Consider the following 17849-nt stretch of genomic DNA (forward strand, 5'->3'; position numbering starts at 1 on the left):
ATTGTGAAAAAATGTGAAAAAAACCACCAAATTACTTCATTAATTGCGATTTTCGCATACTTCCTGTCAAGAAGTAACTTACTGTAAAGAAAATTGACATACTGGTATCTACACATTACTTGCCGCCGATTTAGTGCGGCAAGTAAAGATGTATTTTTAACTACGCAACTCCAGATCAGGCAAAACAACATTGACATCGAGCACTTCCAGATTACCTTGTTTATCCAGCGATACCTTGATGTCTTCCGGATTGACCTTGGTGTATTTGGAAATGACCGCAATCAGTTCTTCACGTAGCGCTGGCAAAAAATCGTAACCATCCCTGCCAGTACGTTCGCGTGCAATAATGATTTGCAGGCGCTCTTTCGCCATATTGGCGGTTTTGGGCTTGGTATTAAATAAAAAAGAAAGCAGAGCCATGTTATTTGCCTCCGAAAATGCGTTGCAGCAGGCCCGGTTTTTCGTAATTGATAAAACGCAAAGGAACTTCAGCACCTAAAAAGCGGGAAACCACATCTTCGTAAGCATCTGAAACATCACTTCCCTTCATGTGAATGGCAGGATTGCCTTGATTAGACGCATGAAGTACCGCTTCGGATTCAGGAATAACACCAATCAGCGGGATACGCAAGATTTCCTGTACATCCGTATGCGACAGCATTTCACCTGCTTCTACGCGTTTTGGTGAATAGCGGGTGATCAGTAGGTGTTCCTTGACCGGTTCTCCACCGGCCTGGGCACGCTTGGATTTAGCCTGGATAATCCCCAGGATGCGGTCAGAATCACGTACCGAAGATACTTCCGGATTGGTGACGACAATGGCTTCGTCGGCAAAGGTCAGCGCCATGACGGCACCACGTTCTATGCCTGCCGGTGAATCACAGACGATAAATTCAAAATCCATCTTGATCAGATCGTTCAATACCCGTTCCACGCCTTCTTCAGTCAGCGCGTCTTTGTCACGGGTTTGCGATGCAGGCAAGATGAACAGGTTGTCGCAATGCTTGTCCTTGATCAGCGCCTGGTTCAGCGTGGCTTCGCCGCTGATGACATTCACCAGGTCATACACCACGCGGCGTTCACAACCCATGATGAGATCAAGATTCCTCAAGCCTACGTCAAAATCCAGTACGGCAGTTTTATGGCCGCGCATGGCCAAGCCAGAAGCGAAACTTGCGCTGGAAGTGGTTTTGCCCACGCCGCCCTTACCGGATGTTACAACGATGATTCTTGCCACAAAAAACTCCTTTAGCTATCCGAAAATACTGAAAATTGAGGGCTTCAGCCGGTTGATTTCACTGATGATACTTCAATACTGTCACCATTTAACTTAACTTGAACCGGATGGTGGGCTTGCAGAGGGGGAAAACCATTTTCAAAAGTGCGGTAAATCCCGGCAATCGATACCAGTTCCGGCTCCATCGTCAGGGCAAAAATCCGCGCTTCAGTATTGCCCGTGGCACCGGCCAGTGCCCGGCCACGCAAAGGCGCATAAATATGGATGCTGCCATCAGCAATGACTTCGGCACCATTATTGACCGAGGCCGTGATGATCAGGTCAGCCCCACGCGCATAAATGCGCTGGCCAGCCCTTACCGGTGTGTCTACCACCATGGCCGGCATATTGCGCACGATGACCTGCGGCTCGGCAGCGAGGGGTGCAACCGGTGCAATAGGTGTGACGACAGGCGCGGCTTCTGCCGCCTTTTCTGCCTGTGGTACGGCTGCGGCCACTTCAGGCTCGTGCCGGGGTTTGCTGACCATGTCTATGCTCAAGCCATGGGCGCGTATCGCGGCATGGTCTTCTTCGCGGGCATTACGTACGGCGACCGGGTTCAGTCCGTGGGCTTTAAACAACGGTATCAGCGCGTTCCAGTCCAGCGTTTGTTCTGAAATAGAGTCGACATCAATGACAGCAAATTCGTCATCAAAAAAATCGGGTGAGCCGGCCGTCATGTCTTTTAATGCGGCTTCCAGTGCCGGAATGGAAGATTCATTGAGCAGAATTGCAACAGCAACAACGGTAGAAATTTTGATCTCAATTGGTTTGCGCGTCGTACTGTTTTGCATAGAGTCCATGAAAAAGTGAATGCCGCTGTCAATGCCTTAGCCTGTGCATTGTTGCCTGACGGTATTTAAGTTTTGCTTAAACTTCTTCAGGCAACAGTCAAATGCATGGATGAATAGCTACATTCGTCCATAAAAGGCTAATCGTACCAATTGATGAGCAGGATTGCAAAAATATGCACATTTTCTTTGCAAAGCTGCAAAAGCTACGTGCACACGGTTTTTCAGAAATCTTGTTACAAGGGCATTTTTAATCAGGCCAGGGTTTAAAAAGCATGCGTTGCATGCAAGTTATCAAGTATCTCTGCCTTCAGGGGCGACAAAGTGGCTTTCGCCCGGTCGCGAGGTCTTTCTTGCGATACGCCAAATTCCTGACGCAAGCCTGCCGTGCTGTGATCCATCAGGACAATGCGATCACTCAGATACAGGGCTTCGTCGATGTCATGGGTGACCAGCAGGACGGTCAGCCTGTATTCACTCGCGATGCGTAGCAGCAAATCCTGCAATTTCATCCGGGTAAATGCATCAACGGCAGAAAATGGCTCATCCAGTAACAAGAGCCTGGGGCTGGAAAACAAGCCACGTGCGATGGCGACCCGCTGCGCCTGGCCACCTGACAACTGTTTGGGTAAGGATTGTTCATAACCAGGCATGCCGACTTCCGCCAGCAGCCTGGCAATGACCGGCCCCTGTCCGGCAAAATCGCTGGTATCGAAGGCAATGTTTTGTGCTACGGTCAGCCAAGGGAATAAACGTGGCTCCTGAAAGATGAAGCCAATTTCACGGCTTACACCGTTGAGGCGCTGGCCTGCCAGCGTTATCCTGCCTTCGTAACTGGTATCAAGACCGGCGATAATCGACAGCAAACTGCTTTTACCACAACCGCTGGCGCCGATCAGGCTTAGGATTTCACCTTCCTTCACGTCAAGCTGGAGGTTTTTCAGTATGGTGCGTGTGCCATAGTGCTTTCTGTCCACCTGCACTTTCAACAGTGGCTGCATGTTCGCCTGCCTCATGTCTGGTTGATGGATTGGCTATTTGACGTCGTGGGCTGATACGTATCACGCCAGGCCAGCAAATGCAGTTCCAGTCTGTACATCAGCCAGTCACTGCCTTTTCCCAGCACGGCAAGAATCGCAATCGCTGCCAGCACGATATCGGCACGGCTGGTTTCGCGACCATCGGTCAACAGATAACCGAGGCCGGAACTGGCGGCAATCAGTTCCGCCGCCACCATGAACATCCAGGCCAGGCCTAAGCCATTGCGCAAACCTGTGACGATCGCTGGCAAGGCAGCAGGCAAAAGTATGCGCCTGACCATCGCCGTGCCTGACAGGTGATAGAGTTTGCCGACTTCAATGAGCCGCCGGTCAACACCGCGTATGCCAGACACCACACCCATGTACACAGGAAAGAAAGCCCCTATGCTTATCAGCATCAGTTTGGGTGCCTCATCTATCCCCAGCCACAACAAGAGCAAAGGTACCCAGGCGAGTGAAGGAATGGCCCGCAATGCCTGAAAACTGGGATCGAGAATTGCCTCCAGGCGCGCATTCAGACCCACCAGTGAACCGGTCAGAATTGCCAGCCCCGCACCAGCGATAAACCCTGCTAACACCCGCAAGCTGCTGATGGCAATGTGCGTGAGCAGACCCAGGCGCGCCAGGTTGATGATGGTCGTAAAAATCTCGCTCGGAGCAGGCAAAAGATTGGCCGCTATCCAGCCAGAACGTACACTGATTTCAGCCAGTGCCAACACTATGGCAGGCAAGAATAGTCCCCATGCAAAACGTGGCATGACGAGCCGAAATTTTGCTGGTGTGATGCCCGGTGTACTTTTGGTACCTGATGTATCTGTGACGATGGTGATGCCAGGCGATGACATGATTTCTGGAATCAGGCAGTGACCAGATTCTGGGCAAAGCGAGTATCAATCAGCTCGCGTATTGTGCGATTCAGGTCAACCCCTGGTTTCACCAGACCCTCGTCCTGCAATATCGGCGCGGCGACCTGCAATGCCTGTATATGCTCGGATGAAGGCAGGGCATGGCTGAAATCGCTGCGCAGCTTGATTTGCAACAGGGCTACCGGCAAGCTGACCTTGGCTTCTTCAGCCAGTATCTTTGCTGCCTCGGAAGGATTGTTGCGTACCCAGGCGCGCGCCTTTTCATAGGTGCGTAATACACGCGTGACTTCCGCCGCATGATTGCTCAGGAAGTCTTCGCGCACATTCAGGAAACCGTAGGTATTGAAAGCGACATTGCGATAGATGAGACGTGAATTGGCTTCCAGTTCACTGGCAGCCATGTGCGGATCCAGACCCGCCCAGGCATCCACCTTGCCCTGTTCCAGCGCAGCGCGGCCATCGGCATGTTGCAGACTGACGTGCTCGATGTCAGTACGTTTCAGACCTGCAGTTTTCAGAGCACGTAGCAAAAACAGGTAGGGATCAGTTCCCTTGGTTGCCGCCACTTTCTTGCCTTTCAGGTCAGCCAGTGTCTGGATGGCAGAATCCTTGCGCACCACCAGTGCCGTCCATTCAGGGCGCGAGAAAATATACGGCGTCTTGATAGGATTGCCATTGGCCTTGGCCAGCAAGGCTGCCAGCCCGGCTGTGGAGCCGATGTCCAGGCTGTTCGCATTCAGATATTCCAGCGCGCGGTTACTGCCCGCGCTAAACACCCATTTGATGTTCGTGCCGTCAGCCTTGAATTCTTCTTCCAGCCAGCCAAAACGACGCAATGCCAGGCTGGTGGGTGAGTAATACGCATAATCGATGCGCAATTCTTTCAAGGTGCTTGCGGCACTGGACAGACCTGGCAATACAGACAGCGCTGCGCCTGCGGCACTACCTGTTGCGATATGCAAAAAATTACGGCGTTTCATTTTTTATCCTTGGTTCTCTTCATGTTTTATGCTGCGTTCGCCAGCGGCGATATGATTTCTATGTTCCTGCCTATGTGCGTTGCTGGCAGTCGGTCGCCGCGCTGAAATAATTGCTGACGTAAAGTGCCATTGCTGTAATGCGTCTTGTAACGTCCGCGTCGCTGTAGTTCAGGCACGATGAATTTGACGACATCCTTAATGGTTTCATGCGCGACAGCGAAGGTCAGGTTAAAGCCATCTATGCCTGTTTCATCCAGCCATGCTTCGAGTTGATCGGCGACTTCGCCTGCATCGCCAACGAACACCGGCCCACGGCCGCCAAGGGCGATGAATTCTGCGGCTTCGCGCACCGTCCATTTTCTGGTGGGGTCGGCGGAACTGAATGAGGCCAGGGCAGAGCGGCCCGCTTCAGATTCTATGTAATCGATGGTGGCATCCAGCGGCAGCCTGGAGAAATCCACGCCTGTCCAGCCAGACAGCAGGGTCAGTGATGCTTCGATATCGATGTATTGCAGATAATCCTGGTATTTTTCTTTTGCTGCCGCGCTGCTCTCTGCCGTAATGATCAATGCCTGCGCATAGATATAGACATCACCAGCATCGCGCCCGGCAGTCTTCAATGCCGCACGGGTATCATCAACATAACGCTTGACGACCTTTTTGCTGGGGCCGCTGACGAACGTGCATTCAGCATGCTGTGCCGCAAACGCCGTGCCACGTGTGGAATTGCCTGCCTGAAAAAGAAGAGGTGTTCTTTGTGGGGAAGGTTCAGATAAATGAATGCCCGGCACCTTATAGTACTTACCATGGTGATGGATGGCATGCACATGCGACGGATCGGCATAAATGCCGCGCGCCTTGTCGCGTACCACGGCTTGCTCATCCCAGCTTTTTTCCCACAGTTTATAGACGACTTCCATATATTCATCGGCCAGGTCATAACGTTCATCATGACTCAACTGTTGTTGCAAGCCCAAGTTCCTGGCAGCGCTGTCGAGATAACCTGTGACTATATTCCAGCCTATGCGACCCTGCGTCAGGTGATCGAGTGTGGAAATGCGGCGCGCGAAGGTATATGGATGCTCATACGTGAGTGCGCAGGTCACCCCAAAACCCAGGTGTTTGGTCACGCTGGCCATCAATGGCACCAGCGCCAGGGGGTCATTCAAGGGCACCTGTATGCCATTGCGCAATGCTGCATCTGTATCACCTGCATAGACATCGTAGACACCCAGCACATCGGCCAGAAATACAGCATCAAACAAGCCATATTCCAGCAGGCGTGCCAGCTCTGTCCAGTGCGTCGCGCTGGTATATTGATGGCTGTTGTCCCTGGGATGACGCCACATGCCCGGTGACTGATGGCCGACCGTGTTCATCTGGAATGCATTGAAGCGGATGCGCTTTTTAGTCATGGCATGTTCACTTGGCGGCGACTTCAAGTGCCTGTTGGTAATCGGGCTTGGCAAAACCGGCGAAATGCTTATTCGTTACCTCCAGAAATTCTTTCGAACGATAAGCTGCTTCCAGGTCTTTTACCCAGGGTTTGCTTTTGTCTTCCGTGCGTATCGCCACCAGGTTCTGGTAGTTGCTGGAAATTTTTTCACGTGCCAGCGCTTCATTCAGCTTCAGTCCAGACGCCAGCGCGAAATTACCATTCACAAAAGAGAAATCGGTATCTTGCAAAGAACGTGGCAACTGCGCCGCCTCCAGGGGAATCAGTTTGATTTTCTTGAGATTGTCAGCCACGTCTTTTTCTGACGCGCGTATCGGATCGATGTTTGCTTTTAGCTTGATCCAGCCCAGTTGATCAAGCAAGACCAGCGCCCTTGCCTGGTTGGTTGGGTCATTCGGTAAGGCGACGGTAGCGCCTTCCCTGACGTCGCTCAGGGACTTATGTTTTTTGCTGTAGATCGCAATCGGTGCGGTTGGTACCTTGATCAGTTCTGACAACGCCAGTTTATTGTCAGCCGAGAATTTCGTCAGGTAGATAATATGCTGGAAGGCATTGGCATCCAGAGCGCCTTCTGCCAGCGCAAAGTTAGGCTGGATATAGTCATTGAATTCCACGACCTTGACCTTGTAGCCCTGTTTTTCCAGTATCGGTTTGATGCCCAGCTTGACCTGGTCGGCATAGGGGCCGGCACTGGTACCGATGACCAGTTCTTTTGGGTCTTTGGCAAATGCCACGGAGGTGAAAGCAGCAGAGGCGGCGATGGTAAAAGCCAGTGCGCTGACAAGAATATGACGACGATGCATGATGATGTCCTTGGAAAATGAAGAGAATTAGCGTTTGTCGAGACGGCGCGCAATGCGGTTGCCGGTAAATTGTATGAGTTGCACCAGCGCGATCAGCAGTGCCACCGTCATGAACATCACATCAGTCTGGAAACGGTAATAGCCATAACGTATTGCCAGGTCGCCAATGCCACCGCCGCCCACCACACCGGCAACGGCAGAATAGGACAGAAAGCTGATGGCCAGTACAGTCAGTGCCAGCACCAAGCCGCTGCGCGCCTCAACCAGCAAGACACGGAAAATGATCTGCAATTCAGATGCGCCCATCGCATGGGCAGCTTCAATCACACCGCGCGGCACGTCACGAAAATTCTGTTCTACCAGCCGTGCAAAATAGGGAATCGCTGCAATCGACAAAGGCACAGCTGCCGCCAGCGGGCCTATCGAAGTGCCGACCAGCAAACGTGTGAAAGGAACCAGCGCCACCAGCAAGATAATGAAAGGGAAAGAACGGATGGTATTAACCAGCCAGCCCAGCAACATTGCCAGCGGCCGGTTTTGCAATGACTGACCGTCAGCCACCAGAAACAGGATGATGCCCAGGGGGCCACCTATCAGCACCGCAGCACTGAGGCCGATTGCCAGCATGGTAAAGGTTTGCCCAACAGCGACACCCAGTTCAGGCAAAAGGGAAATCAGGTTTTCAAGCATGGCTCAATTCCTTCCATGGTTCTTGATTGCCAGCTTCCTTGCCGTGAAAGGCCAGTTCCCTGCCTAATGCTGTTTTGCGCAAGACGCCTGTATCTGCCAGCGAAAAACTTTCTGCAATTTCGCCATCTTCCAGCACCGCCACTTTATTGCAGATCGTACTCAACACAGACAGCTCATGACTGACGATGACGATACTGACACCCAGACGCTGATTGATATCACGCAGGGTATCAAGCACTTCGCGTGTGGTTTCTGCATCCAGTGCCGAGGTTGGTTCATCGCACAACACGACGTTGGGTTTGCTGGCCAGGGCACGCGCAATGGCGACGCGCTGTTTTTGCCCGCCCGATAGTTGTGCAGGATAGCTGTCAGCCTTGCTCACAAGGCCAACGATTTCCAGACATTCTGTCACGCGCTGCGCGATTTCATGTTTACTGTGCTGTGTATGTATTTTCAGCGGGAAGGCGACATTGTCAAACACAGTCGCGTTTTGCAAGAGATTGAATTGCTGGAAAATCATGCCTATGTTTTGTCTTGCCAGTCGCAACTGGGCTTTACCCAGTCTTGTCAGCTCATGACCGGCAACAATGATTTCGCCACTGTCTGGGCGTTCAAGTAAATTGATCAGGCGCAGCAGCGTGGATTTACCCGCACCGCTTTTACCGATGAGGCCAAAGATGTCTCCTTGTTCAATGTCAAGGCTGACCGATTTGACCGCGTGAAAAACGCCACCAGCCGGTAACTTGAATGCCTTGCTGACAGACTTGATTTGTATGATAGGTCTACTCACTGACGCTGTCCTTCAGGAATATGCAGTAGGTTCAGGCAAGCTGCCATTGAGCGCAAAACGGCGAGGTCACGCAATTTGTAATCAATAGGGTCATGCAGGGTATGCACTCTGACATTGCGCCAGTAGCGGTCATAGCCATAACGTGCAGAAGTGGAGCGCGCACCCGTCAGTTCAAACATTTGTGAACTGATTTCCAGGCCCGCACGGTGCGCCAGGCACTTTGCTTCTGCGACTGATATGGCCAGCCTGCCCCGGGTTTCAGCGGTGACCAGTGGTCCCTGGCGAAATGCTTTTTCCAGTTCAGTGGCTGCCAGGTCAGCCATGGCAACGGCAGGGCGCAATAGCAACCACAATTCACCATAGCGATGCTGTATGTAAGGGTCATCCGTGGCCTGGTCTACCCCGGCAGCAAACCAGGCTTTTGCCTGGTCCCTGGTATAGGCGCGTGCTGCATCAAAGGCACCCTGGCCTATGCCCAGGTATAAATTCGCCATGATGAGTTGTGCCACCTGCGAGCGCAGTGTTGCCTGTGCTGTCGGCACTTGCCCAGGAGCCTGCAAGACAAGTTCAGAAGGCAGGAACACATTGTCAAAATGGACGTTGCCACTGTCGGTCTGTTTCTGGCCAAAGGCATCCCAGTCTGCCTGAATGCTGATACCTTGCTGGTTGGCTGGAATAGCCGCGATCAAGGCCGTTTCCGTTACCGCATCCCAGGCAGAAATCGTCAGCCAGTCGGCACCGACTGAGCCGGATGAAAAACTTTTGATGCCATTGAGGCTATAACCGCCTTCGACCTTGTTTGCTGTCGTGCGCCGGTCTAGCGGGTTCAGCGCATTGCCCCAGAAAAGCGGCTGCTCAACGCTTGCCGTCAGCAGGCTGCGCTGTTGCTGTGCATTCCCGTATAACTGTATGCCTGCCAGTTGCAGATGATGGAAGGCAAACACGTGCGCCAGTGCGCTGTCTGCTGTTGCCAGTATACGTACCACTTCAAAAATCAGCGGCCACTCAGCACCCTGGCCACCAAATTCAACCGGGATTGATAGCGTGAGCAAGCCAGATTCATGTATCCATGCACGTTCTTCTGCCGCATGGCCACCAGTGCTGTCACGTTCAACGGCTGTTTTCGCAAGACGTGCGGCCAGGGTAATGGCACTGGCCAGCACGGCTTCATGCTGGTCAGATACGGAACTGGCCGGGTTCGATAAGCTGGATGCGGATTGGCGGCTCAAGACTGAGCTTACTGCATAAGGCATGGCAAACCTGATTCTGAAACAATGTGGAAAATCAGTATTACATCGCCCGCATTGTCCGTACACGAACAAATTTGCGCTAACTTATGCGTTAACGATCTATGTTGGAAATCAGTTTTTGATAGTTGAAATTCGCATTAAGCCTGTGTCTATTTAAGCAAATAATCTATAAGAGCGCGGATTTTCAAAGCCAGATGTTTGCCCGGTGTATACACCGCATAGATATTGCCTGTGTAAGGCTCGCAAAAATCCCAGTCGGGCAAGATGACCTGCACCTGTCCCGTGGCAATGGCCGCCTCGGCCGTGAAATCAGGTACCAGGCCAATGCCGCCACCTGCCAGTACTGCTGCCAGAATGGCTGAACTGTTATTGATCGTCAGCCGCGTTGATACCTGAACCTGGCATTGCTGTTTGCCGCGTTGCATGGCCCACTGATCACCAAAGGCGGCATAACCCAGGTAGATGCAGCGATGCGCGCTTAATTCTTCCGGCATGGATGGGTTGCCATGCTGCCGCAAATATCCAGGTGTCGCCACTAACACATAGCGCATCTTGCCCAGGGGCCTGGCCGCGAGGCCGGGTGCGAGCTCACGTGAAATGCGTATGGCCAGATCGACACCTTCGTCAATCAGGTCGATTGTGCTGTCCATCAGTGTCAGGCGTATATCGACATCAGGGTAGGTATCCAGAAAGCCCTGCAATCTGGGGGCCAGCCAGACTTGTCCAAATACGATGGGTGCACTGACCCGGATGATGCCGGTCGGGCTTTGACTATAACTGCCTGCCAGCGCCTGCGTTTCGCGTGCTGCCTGCACGAGGCGCGCGCAACCTGCATACACCTCTTTGCCCAGTTCGGTCAGGGCAAAAGAACGTGTACTTCTTTGCAGCAGGCGTCCGCCCATATGTGCTTCCAGCCGTGATACATGGCGGCTGACTGCCGATGTATTCACCCCCAACTGAAGTGCAGCGGCAGAAAAGCTGCCGCTTTCGATAACCTGGGCAAACATCGCCATTTCTTTCAGCATATCCATCATGTATCCTGCAAATAAATCTTTGGTGATTTTTGCGCCTGCGGCAACAACTCTTTGCATTCTATGCTGATTGTTGAAGACGCATACAAGGCTGATAATGAGAACCATCACTGGCAGCAACAATATGCCTTGCGTTTTCTTAAACCCTTTAAACCCCTTAATCCCTTAATCCCTTTAACCTCGTGAAATGAAAAACCATGAAACAACGTCAGCTTGGTCGTAGTGGCCTGCAAGTATCTGCACTTGGTCTTGGTTGCATGGGCATGAGCACGGCCTATGGTGCTGCCGATGAAAAAGAATCGCTTGCCACCCTGCATCGCGCTCTTGACCTGGGCGTCAATTTTTTTGACACGGCAGAACAATATGGCCCGTATGCCAATGAAGCCCTGCTGGGTCGTGTCTTCAAAGGCCGGCGCAGTGAAGTGATACTGGCCACCAAATTCGGCTTCAGGATAGAAAACAATATAACCACCGGCCTTGACAGTCGCCCGGCACATATACGCGAAGCAGTAGACGCTTCTCTGCAAAGACTGGGCACGGATTATATTGATTTGCTGTATCAGCACAGGGTAGACCCGACAGTGCCGATTGAAGACGTGGTCGGTGTCATGGCAGATCTGGTGCGCGAAGGCAAGGTACGTTTTCTCGGCCTGTCGGAAGCAGGTGTCAGCACTATACGCCGTGCCCATGCGGTGCACCCCATCACTGCCTTGCAAAGTGAATATTCTCTGTGGGAACGCAATTTGGAAGCAGATATCCTGCCGCTATTGCGCGAGCTGGGCATAGGCCTGGTGGCATTCAGTCCCTTGGGGCGCGGTTTCCTCAGTGGCAGCGCGCAGCGGGCAGAAGATTATCCGGCGACAGATTTCCGCCATCTTGATCCGCGCATGCAGGGCGTCAATTTTGACCAGAACATGCAGGCCGCAGCAACGGTCAAACAAATTGCCGATGCAAAAAACCTGAGCGCGGCACAAATCGCTTTAGCCTGGGTCATGCACCAGGGCGGTGATATCGTCGCCATACCTGGTACTAAGCGTGTCAGCTATCTTGAAGATAATCTGGGTGCTGTCGATGTGCAGCTTGATGCAGCCGATTTGCATGCTCTTGAAAACGCCATGTCCAGGGTTGCCGGTGAACGTTACAGCAAAGAACGCCTGGCGATGGTGGACAGATAAACGCAGGCAGTCACATCAGGCTAGCAATTCCTGTATCAGCAGGTTCAGGCCAGACAAGTTCTCCAGTTTGGTCAAACCCTGCGCAGACTGGGTATTGTGGTTATCGCCTGCCTCTGTGAAGATGGCTTGCAACAGTGCCGCGGATTTGCTGTAGCCTGCATCGGCCATTTGCCTGGCCTGTGCATCCAGGCGAGTACGCTGTGATGGCGTGGCATGACGCACACCCTGGCGCAGCAACTGATTCAGCAAATACCGGGTTTCGCGTAACAAGGCTTGTTCAGCACTGACAGGCAAAGGCATTTGTTGCAGGCTCATCTGTTGTGGATTTGCCGCTTCCAGCGCCAGCACGATGGCGCGCTGTGCTGTCATCACCGTCATTGGCTGCATGCAGACCTGGCCGTGTTCCAGCCATACGGGCCCTGCCAGACTCAGCAGTTCGCCAAATTCGCCGTTGAGGGCACGCGCGAAGGCATCGACCGCGCCTGGTGTCAGATGCTGGTAAGGCAGATAGGCATGTAAGCGATTTTCCGGCTCGCCATGCCAGGCGGCAAACAGGGTCTGGCGCGCGGCATCCCATGACCAATGCTCCAGGTTCAGGCTGGCAAGTTCCAGTACATGCCAGTCAGCACCAGACTGTATGGCGCGGGCATTGGCGGGCGGGCGCTGGCGCAGGTAATCCCTCAGCGTGCCTAGCTGGCTGAATTTCAGCGGCGCAACGAGGTCGTCAAATGATTTTGGTGACAGCGGCAATACACTGGTCTGTCTGGCGTTGGCCCCCAGTTCCAGGCAGGCATTGGCGCGACGTCTGGCGGCTCGGGTAATCACCTGGCCACCAGCCAGTAGTTTGACAGATAAACCTGCAAGCCGCCTTTGCAACAGGCTGCTGATGTCTGCGCTGGCCTCTTTTGCATCCTTTGCAAGCGGCCATGCGCGTTCAAGTACAGAAACAGCCTGGGTATCGGGGTCGGCAAATACCAGGCTGACACCTTCACTGATATCATCGCGCCAGAATTGCGCACCCAGCGAGACCAGGCGCAATAAATCGAGAGCGACTTCTCCCTTTTGCCCAATGCCCAGAACCTGGCTGGCCGGCAGAAACGCATTCATGTTTGTGTCCGCATGACGGGCGGCTTGCAGGCGTGCCCACAACTGGGCGATGGCGTCACTTAAATCCTGTATATCAAAACGGTTGGAGCGATGCGCCTGCGCTTCCAGCATGTGCCATACATCATCAAGTGCCGTGCTTACCCAGGTCCAGCCCAGGGCCTGCACACCAGCCTGCAAACTGGCGTGGCGTGCTTCCAGCCCCGGCAAGGCTTGTGCCGAGCCATCGCGCCATACTGACCATAGGTAGGCTTCTATATCAGCCAGCGTATTTTTCGCAGAATCAGTTTGCAACAGTTTTTCAGCAGTAACAGTTTCACCGTTCTGTCCGGGCAGCAGCACTTCCAGACTGACTTCAGCCACACCGGGCTGGCTTTGCTGCGCCTGCCGGAAAGCCCAGGTGGCCAGCACCACATGCGCGCAGGCACTGCCTTGCTGGCAATCACAACGCGCATGCGCAAGGCTGGTGCGCGAAAAAAAACGCACATGGCTCATCGGTAAAATTACACCGGGGTTGCTGATACCGTCAGCGCTGATGACAGCATTTCTCACTTTTGCTATCGGCCTGGCAATGGCAAGCTTGCGGGCCTGTTCTATCACCTGCACACTGAAACCGGCAGCAATTGCTGCATCATCAAACTGGGCTGGCGTCCAGAAGCTATTGTCAATGTCAGGATTGGCTGTTGCAGTAGCCGATGTATCTGTATTGGCGAGTTGATAGGCCAGTACCAGCGTGACCCGGTGGCGGCACATGCTGCTGGCTGCGCAACTACACCGGGCATCACGCAAAGAATCTGTTGGACTGATGCTGGTGTGCACACCGTCTTCAAATATGGCATGCACGGTGCCATCTTCATCCTGCTTCAGTTCAGGCACATTGCCTGCTGCCACGTCTTTCTGGGCGCGTTTGACGAAGCCAGGGTTGGCCAATGCCAGCAAGGCTTCGCTGCCCAGTTCCATCAGATCATTGCGTAGGTTGATAGTCATTCTAAGCCTGCAATTTTTCGGCCAGCCAGGCAGCCAGTTCACCCGGTGTCATGGCACCGACCTGGGCGCCAGCGGCGACCAGCCGTTGCGCCATGTCGCGGTCGTAGACGGGATCAGCCTTGCTGTCGAGTGCCGCCAGCCCCAATACCTTGCAACCGCTTTCAACAAGTGCCTTGACGCGGCGTACCAGTTCATGTTCGCTGCTGCCTTCATAGAAATCACTGACCAGTACCACCACACTGCGGCCCGGGTTGCTCAGCAAGCCCTGCGCATAGCCAACTGCCCTGGCAATATCCGTGCCGCCACCCAGTTGTACCTTCATCAGCAGTTCTACCGGATCGGCAACATCGGCTGTCAAATCGACGACTGCTGTATCAAAAGCCACCAGTCGCGTGCGCATGCCGGGCAAATTCCATAAACATGCTGCCATCACAGCGCTGTGGATGACAGAATCCACCATTGAACCGCTTTGGTCGATCAGAAGGACAATATCCCAGGGCTGGGTATGACGCTGGCTGCGGCTGATGAATACCGGTTTTTCTACGTACAGGCGCTGGCGTTCAGGATGCCAGCGGTGCAGGTTGTCGGTCAGGGTTTTTTTGAAATCAAAATTGCTGGCGATTTTCATATTGCTGCGCCGGCGACGGTCGCGCGTGCCACTAAATGCCTGGCGCACTTCAGTCTGCAATTTTTCCATGATGCGGCGCACGACTTCAGCAACCAGCTTGCGTGCCGCTGCCAGCACTTGCGGGTTCATCAGGTGCTTGGTATGCAGGACTGCCCGCAACAGCGATTCCGATGGCTCTATGCGCTCCAATACTTCCAGATTGGTGACTACTTCATCAATACCAAAGCGTTCTACGGCATCCTGCTCCAGGCGCTCTATGACTTCCCTGGGGAACAGGGTATGGATATGATTGATCCAGTCCGGCGTGCTGAGCGCCGACGGCCCCAGGCCGGCATTGCGTTCATCGCGCTCAGCGCGTTCAGTGTCACGGCCATACAGCCATTCTAGCGCCGCATCCGCAGCCTGCGCCTGCTCACTGAGTTTGCCGCAGCTGTTTTCTGCCGCCTCACCCAGCATCATGCGCCAGCGTTCGAGTTGACCAGGGATAGACAGGCTCATGCTAATCCAGTGAGTAATTTTTGCAGGCGATTATTTCTGGCAAAAACTAGCATGGGATACCCCATGCCTGCAATTGTGCGAGGGCTTTTTGTTCTGCTAGCCGGTTTGCGGCGACCTGTTCCGGTGACCAGTTGCCACGTTGTGCAGTCAGGCTGCTGCGCGGCAGGTGTTGAGACTGGTGCAAGGCCAGTACCTGCTCCGCCAGGTTGCCACGTTCACGTGTAGGCAGCCAGGTAAATGCAGAACGCAGGGCCGGCAGGGCAATCACGAAATCACTGTCATCCAGGGTTTGCACTTTCGCGTCCAGGCCAGCGACAAACTGGGTATCATGCAGCAACTGTTCACGCGCCAGTGCCAACAGGCCGCTGACGGCATCACCAAGCTGGTTTGCCGCCATGCCTTGCAAGACAGTAATGGCCTGTTCACTGTACGCAGAAGGTGCTGTCTCCATCTGTGCCCGCAGGCTGATGATGGCACCCAGCGCCGCACCACGGCTGAGCGCGGCTGATGTGGTATTGGCGGCCTTGCGTTCCAGCACGGCCAGCAGGCGTGGCACTTCGATGTTCAAGGCTATCTGCTCACTTGGCTGACGTTGTGCACTCAGGACATCAACAGCAATCTGGCGCAATACAGTAAAGCCCTGAATATGGGTATTCATCGCGCCTGGCGGTATGGCGCCGGGTGGTTCCAGCAGCCACAGGGCACGGTCAACGCCAGCTTCAATGACGACGCGCAGAACCGGCGCGTCAGCCATGCCCAGCGTGTGACCGTGGCGCAACAGTGTGAACAGCATGCCCAGTGCCGGCCCCAGGGCTTCAAACTGGTTTTCATGCGCTACCGCAGTCTGCAAATCAGCCAGCACTTTTTTGCTCAGGCCATGCAGGCCGGCAAAAGCCGCACGGTTCAGGCCCTTTGCCAGTTCTGTGATGCGACCACCGGCCTTGCGCAAGCTATCTTCCAGCCTGGCGCGTGCAGCGTCGAGCAAGGTCGCGCCCCAGGCACCGGCTTCGATCAGTGCAGCCTGTTGCTCAAAGGGCTGGCTCAGCGTCCAGCTTTCCTTGCGTTCACCGGACAGTGCCAGTTGCGGGCCGCTGTTGCGCACAAAGCCGGGTAACTCCAGCAAGGCTACCCGGTGCAGTAACTGGCTTTGGCTACGGCCCCTGGCTGTCAGCAAATCAAGTTCCAGCCTATGGGGTTGCACATTGACTCTGATATCTGCTGCTGCCAGTTCGTCACGCAAGGCCGCAATCAACGGCGGTTGTGGCGTACCTGCTGCCAACTGTCCAGCCATATCGCCTGCCAGTACATCCATTATCTGTACCAGCACGGGGTCAGTGCCTGCGCGTATGGGGCCGCGATAACTCCAGGGCAAGGGCGCATCCAGTGCATCTTTCACCAGTGCGCCTGCGAGTGCATCGAGCCAGTCATTGCGCAGGGTATGGCGGTGACCGCGCAAACGCGTCAGGGCCTGTGCCCTGACCTGTACTGCGATCAGGTCGGCGGTCGATGCGGCCAGTTTCTTTTCGCGCAGACGTGTCAATACCGCCTGCAATACGTGGCGTGCGGCACCCTCATGACCATGCGCCCACAACCATTGATAATAGGCGGGCGAAGGCATGCCGGATGCATAACCGGTAAACGCATCCAGCCGCTTGAAGGTATAGGGCACAAGGAAAGAACCGTAGCGTAAATCTGGGCTTGCAGAATCGGAGGAATCGGCAGGTGAATTGGCAGGTGTCGGGGTAGCCGGTTCCGCCTCACCTACGGAAAATTCAGCCTGCATGCCCGGCCACAGTTTCGCCAGGGCAGGCGCATGATAGCCACCACATACGACAATTACCGGGCCCTGCCGCTGGGCCACCGCCCAGGCTATCCAGCGCGCCATCATGGTCTCACGCTCCTGGTTGCCCAGCGAACCGATATCATCATTGCGCAGATGCTTAAAATGCGCAGTCAGGCTGAAACACAGGGTATCAAGATCTTCTTCATCTTCGAATAACTGGTCCCACAGTGCGTCCCGCCCTTCGACATTCAATGCCGTACCAAGCTGTTCAATATATTCTTCAGCACGGTTTTCCTGTGCATCACCATCATCATCGGCATAACGGTTTAGGGTATGTGCAAAAGCATCATGCCAGGCAGGCAGGTCTATAAAGCGTACCTGTGCACCAGTGTCCCGCCCTACACTGATTGCCTGCCATTCGGGTGAGTGCTCTGAAAAGGGTGTCCATGAACCGTGATGGACTTCAGCTTCATGCGCTTCATCATTTTCATTCCTGCTGCCGGACAAATAACTGTAAATGGCAACTGGCAGGCGGTGTGGCAATGCCAGTTCATCGAGTCTGGCATTGAAGTCTGCAGGGCCTTCGATAAGCACATAAGCCGGTTGCAGGCTGCGTATGCGTGCAGCTACCAGCCTTGCGCAGGCCGGGCTGTGGTGGCGTACACCAATGATGTGCGGGATGGCGCTCATGCGGATAAATC

At 54.1% G+C, this 17849-nt stretch carries 16 protein-coding genes; 1 reads left to right on the forward strand and 15 read right to left on the reverse strand.

The features are described from left to right. Nucleotides 1–156: 156 nt before the first annotated feature. The 12 genes from minE to ACO0LH_RS26305 form a co-directional block, all read right to left on the reverse strand. On the reverse strand, nt 157–420 hold the full coding sequence (gene minE, locus ACO0LH_RS26250) for a cell division topological specificity factor MinE (protein ID WP_422944106.1): 264 nt from the start codon (nt 418–420) through the stop codon (nt 157–159). 1 nt (nt 421) lies between these two features. Continuing rightward, nucleotides 422–1237 (reverse strand): septum site-determining protein MinD, encoded by an 816-nt coding sequence (gene minD, locus ACO0LH_RS26255; RefSeq protein ID WP_422944107.1) that lies wholly within the window; start codon nt 1235–1237, stop codon nt 422–424. Nucleotides 1238–1281: 44 nt separating this feature from the next. Beyond that, nucleotides 1282–2070: a septum site-determining protein MinC gene (gene minC / locus ACO0LH_RS26260; RefSeq protein ID WP_422944108.1), complete on the reverse strand. Its 789-nt coding sequence runs from the start codon at nt 2068–2070 to the stop codon at nt 1282–1284. 263 nt (nt 2071–2333) lie between these two features. Then, nucleotides 2334–3068: an ABC transporter ATP-binding protein gene (locus ACO0LH_RS26265; protein WP_422944109.1), complete on the reverse strand. Its 735-nt coding sequence runs from the start codon at nt 3066–3068 to the stop codon at nt 2334–2336. A gap of 11 nt (nt 3069–3079) precedes the next feature. Further along, the gene (locus ACO0LH_RS26270) at nt 3080–3865 is read right to left on the reverse strand and encodes an ABC transporter permease (protein WP_422944159.1); all 786 of its coding nucleotides are present in this window, start codon (nt 3863–3865) and stop codon (nt 3080–3082) included. A gap of 98 nt (nt 3866–3963) precedes the next feature. After that, nucleotides 3964–4953: an aliphatic sulfonate ABC transporter substrate-binding protein gene (locus ACO0LH_RS26275; protein WP_422944110.1), complete on the reverse strand. Its 990-nt coding sequence runs from the start codon at nt 4951–4953 to the stop codon at nt 3964–3966. Nucleotides 4954–4979: 26 nt separating this feature from the next. Then, nucleotides 4980–6368 (reverse strand): LLM class flavin-dependent oxidoreductase, encoded by a 1389-nt coding sequence (locus ACO0LH_RS26280; protein ID WP_422944111.1) that lies wholly within the window; start codon nt 6366–6368, stop codon nt 4980–4982. A 7-nt stretch (nt 6369–6375) separates the two neighbouring features. Next, nucleotides 6376–7212: a MetQ/NlpA family ABC transporter substrate-binding protein gene (locus ACO0LH_RS26285; RefSeq protein WP_422944112.1), complete on the reverse strand. Its 837-nt coding sequence runs from the start codon at nt 7210–7212 to the stop codon at nt 6376–6378. A 27-nt stretch (nt 7213–7239) separates the two neighbouring features. After that, a complete protein-coding gene (locus tag ACO0LH_RS26290; protein ID WP_422944113.1) occupies nt 7240–7902 on the reverse strand; it encodes a methionine ABC transporter permease in 663 nt (220 codons plus the stop codon). Continuing rightward, nucleotides 7895–8692 (reverse strand): methionine ABC transporter ATP-binding protein, encoded by a 798-nt coding sequence (locus tag ACO0LH_RS26295; protein ID WP_422944114.1) that lies wholly within the window; start codon nt 8690–8692, stop codon nt 7895–7897. Before ACO0LH_RS26295 ends, ACO0LH_RS26290 begins: the two co-directional genes overlap by 8 nt. Further along, nucleotides 8689–9921, reverse strand: coding sequence for an acyl-CoA dehydrogenase family protein (locus ACO0LH_RS26300; protein ID WP_422944115.1), 1233 nt, complete (start codon nt 9919–9921; stop codon nt 8689–8691). Before ACO0LH_RS26300 ends, ACO0LH_RS26295 begins: the two co-directional genes overlap by 4 nt. A gap of 170 nt (nt 9922–10091) precedes the next feature. Next, on the reverse strand, nt 10092–10976 hold the full coding sequence (locus ACO0LH_RS26305; protein ID WP_422944160.1) for a LysR family transcriptional regulator: 885 nt from the start codon (nt 10974–10976) through the stop codon (nt 10092–10094). Between the two features lie 194 nt (nt 10977–11170). Here ACO0LH_RS26305 and ACO0LH_RS26310 point away from each other — a divergent pair, with 194 nt between their 5' ends. Then, complete coding sequence (locus ACO0LH_RS26310) at nt 11171–12148, forward strand: aldo/keto reductase (protein ID WP_422944116.1); 978 nt, start codon at nt 11171–11173, stop codon at nt 12146–12148. 15 nt (nt 12149–12163) lie between these two features. Here ACO0LH_RS26310 and ACO0LH_RS26315 read toward each other — a convergent pair whose 3' ends face one another. The 3 genes from ACO0LH_RS26315 to ACO0LH_RS26325 are packed head-to-tail and all read right to left on the reverse strand — an operon-like array spanning nt 12164 to nt 17838. Beyond that, nucleotides 12164–14239: an SWIM zinc finger family protein gene (locus tag ACO0LH_RS26315; protein ID WP_422944117.1), complete on the reverse strand. Its 2076-nt coding sequence runs from the start codon at nt 14237–14239 to the stop codon at nt 12164–12166. Between the two features lies 1 nt (nt 14240). Beyond that, a complete protein-coding gene (locus ACO0LH_RS26320) occupies nt 14241–15365 on the reverse strand; it encodes a vWA domain-containing protein (RefSeq protein WP_422944118.1) in 1125 nt (374 codons plus the stop codon). A 46-nt stretch (nt 15366–15411) separates the two neighbouring features. Then, complete coding sequence (locus ACO0LH_RS26325; RefSeq protein WP_422944119.1) at nt 15412–17838, reverse strand: DUF5682 family protein; 2427 nt, start codon at nt 17836–17838, stop codon at nt 15412–15414. Nucleotides 17839–17849: the final 11 nt, after the last annotated feature.

Origin of the sequence: Undibacterium sp. TJN19 (assembly GCF_049339485.1) — a bacterium.
Classification (GTDB): Bacteria; Pseudomonadota; Gammaproteobacteria; order Burkholderiales; family Burkholderiaceae_D; genus Undibacterium.

What these genes read in the sequence shown, in the direction of transcription:
- minE (WP_422944106.1), bottom strand. Translation starts at nt 420, where the DNA reads ATGGCTCTGCTTTCTTTTTTATTTAATACCAAGCCCAAAACCGCCAAT.
- minC (WP_422944108.1), bottom strand. Translation starts at nt 2,070, where the DNA reads ATGCAAAACAGTACGACGCGCAAACCAATTGAGATCAAAATTTCTACC.
- ACO0LH_RS26265 (WP_422944109.1), bottom strand. Translation starts at nt 3,068, where the DNA reads ATGCAGCCACTGTTGAAAGTGCAGGTGGACAGAAAGCACTATGGCACA.
- ACO0LH_RS26270 (WP_422944159.1), bottom strand. Translation starts at nt 3,865, where the DNA reads ATGCCACGTTTTGCATGGGGACTATTCTTGCCTGCCATAGTGTTGGCA.
- ACO0LH_RS26275 (WP_422944110.1), bottom strand. Translation starts at nt 4,953, where the DNA reads ATGAAACGCCGTAATTTTTTGCATATCGCAACAGGTAGTGCCGCAGGC.
- ACO0LH_RS26280 (WP_422944111.1), bottom strand. Translation starts at nt 6,368, where the DNA reads ATGACTAAAAAGCGCATCCGCTTCAATGCATTCCAGATGAACACGGTC.
- ACO0LH_RS26285 (WP_422944112.1), bottom strand. Translation starts at nt 7,212, where the DNA reads ATGCATCGTCGTCATATTCTTGTCAGCGCACTGGCTTTTACCATCGCC.
- ACO0LH_RS26290 (WP_422944113.1), bottom strand. Translation starts at nt 7,902, where the DNA reads ATGCTTGAAAACCTGATTTCCCTTTTGCCTGAACTGGGTGTCGCTGTT.
- ACO0LH_RS26305 (WP_422944160.1), bottom strand. Translation starts at nt 10,976, where the DNA reads ATGATGGATATGCTGAAAGAAATGGCGATGTTTGCCCAGGTTATCGAA.
- ACO0LH_RS26310 (WP_422944116.1), top strand. Translation starts at nt 11,171, where the DNA reads ATGAAACAACGTCAGCTTGGTCGTAGTGGCCTGCAAGTATCTGCACTT.
- ACO0LH_RS26315 (WP_422944117.1), bottom strand. Translation starts at nt 14,239, where the DNA reads ATGACTATCAACCTACGCAATGATCTGATGGAACTGGGCAGCGAAGCC.
- ACO0LH_RS26320 (WP_422944118.1), bottom strand. Translation starts at nt 15,365, where the DNA reads ATGAGCCTGTCTATCCCTGGTCAACTCGAACGCTGGCGCATGATGCTG.
- ACO0LH_RS26325 (WP_422944119.1), bottom strand. Translation starts at nt 17,838, where the DNA reads ATGAGCGCCATCCCGCACATCATTGGTGTACGCCACCACAGCCCGGCC.